Origin of the sequence: Paenibacillus qinlingensis (genome assembly GCF_031455095.1) — a bacterium.
Lineage (GTDB): Bacteria > Bacillota > Bacilli > Paenibacillales > NBRC-103111 > Paenibacillus_E > Paenibacillus_E qinlingensis_A.
Map to the genome: position 1 here is coordinate 1 of NZ_JAVDSB010000041.1, position 1,529 is coordinate 1,529.

At 46.2% G+C, this 1,529-nt stretch carries 1 protein-coding gene; it reads left to right on the top strand.

What is annotated here, in order from left to right; translation table 11 throughout:
* Positions 1–1,409 (top strand): IS1182 family transposase (locus J2736_RS34230; protein ID WP_310502974.1); only part of this gene is annotated, 1,409 nt, incomplete at its 5' end.
* Positions 1,410–1,529: the final 120 nt, after the last annotated feature.

A 1,529-nucleotide genomic window follows, 5' to 3' on the forward strand; every position in this document is an offset into this window, starting at 1 on the left:
CGCTTTACGACCTCATTGTGCCTAAAGACAACATGCTGCGCCAGATCAATGAGCTAGTCGACTTCTCCTTCGTCTACGACGAATTGAAAGCCAATTACTGTTTGGACAACGGTCGCAACGCTATCGATCCGTTGCGAATGTTTAAATATTTACTTTTGAAAGCCATTTTCGAGCTGTCGGACGTAGACCTAGTTGAGCGCTCCCGGTACGACATGTCTTTTAAGTATTTCCTTCAGATGGCGCCGGAAGAAGCTGTCATAGACTCAAGTTCCCTCACGAAATTCCGTAAGTTGCGGTTGAAAAACATGGACCTGCTGGACCTACTTATCGGTAAGACTGTTGAACTGGCAACCGCGCAAGGGATTTTAAAGAGCACGGCCATCATCGTGGACGCGACACATACGAAAGCGCGTTACAACCAAAAATCGCCGAGAGAGCTTTTGCAGGATCGTTCCCGTAAATTGCGCAAAGCAATCTACACTGTCGACGAGTCACTTCGAGCAAAACTTCCCGCTAAGAATACGGTGGACACACTTGAAGCCGAGATTACTTATTGTCAGGAGCTCATCAAGATTACTGAAACTGGGCTAGGCATCGCACAGCTACCCAAAATCACGGAACCGCTGAATCTGCTGAAAGAGACAGTCGAGGATGACGTGGAGCAACTGCGCATCTCGCAAGATCAGGACGCGCGCATCGGACACAAGAGCGCAGACTCTTCATTCTTTGGTTACAAAACGCACTTGGCCATGACCGAAGAACGAATCATCACAGCTGCGATTATCACAACCGGCGAAAAGAATGACGGCAAACAACTGCAAGCGCTCATCGAGAAGAGCAAGGCAGCAGGCATGAAGGTGAAGACTGTCATTGGCGACATGGCTTATTCGGAAAAAGACAATTTAGCCTACAGCAAGGAAAATAAAATTCAACTCGTCTCGCGATTAAACCCCCTAATTACTCAAGGCGCGCGCAAAAAGGAAGACGAGTTCGACTTTAACAAGGATGCAGAGATGTATGTTTGTAAGGCGGGACACATGGCCATTCGAAAAGCGCGGACAGGAAAGAAAGGTGTCGGGGAGAACCAAGTCAACACGTATTATTTTGATGTATCGCTGTGCAAACAATGCCCGATGAAAGATGGCTGCTACAAAGAAGGTGCCAAAAGCAAAACGTACTCCGTGAGCATTAAATCCGGCGAACATCTCGAACAGATGGCATTTCAGGAAACGGAATACTTTAAAGAGAAAGCTAAAGAACGGTACAAAATTGAAGCCAAAAACAGTGAACTTAAACATCGACACGGGTATGACGTAGCCACGTCCTCGGGTCTGCCAGGCATGCAAATACAAGGTGCTATGGCGATATTTGCAGTGAACTTAAAACGGATATTGAAATTAGTAGACTAATAAAAATAGCAGCAAGACCTACAAAAATGCGGCACCTTCTCCGGAATAATCGGATTAGGTGCCGCATTTTTATTTTCTCGCTTGAATTTACTCAAAAACCTTAAGTTTTTCAGTGGCCTC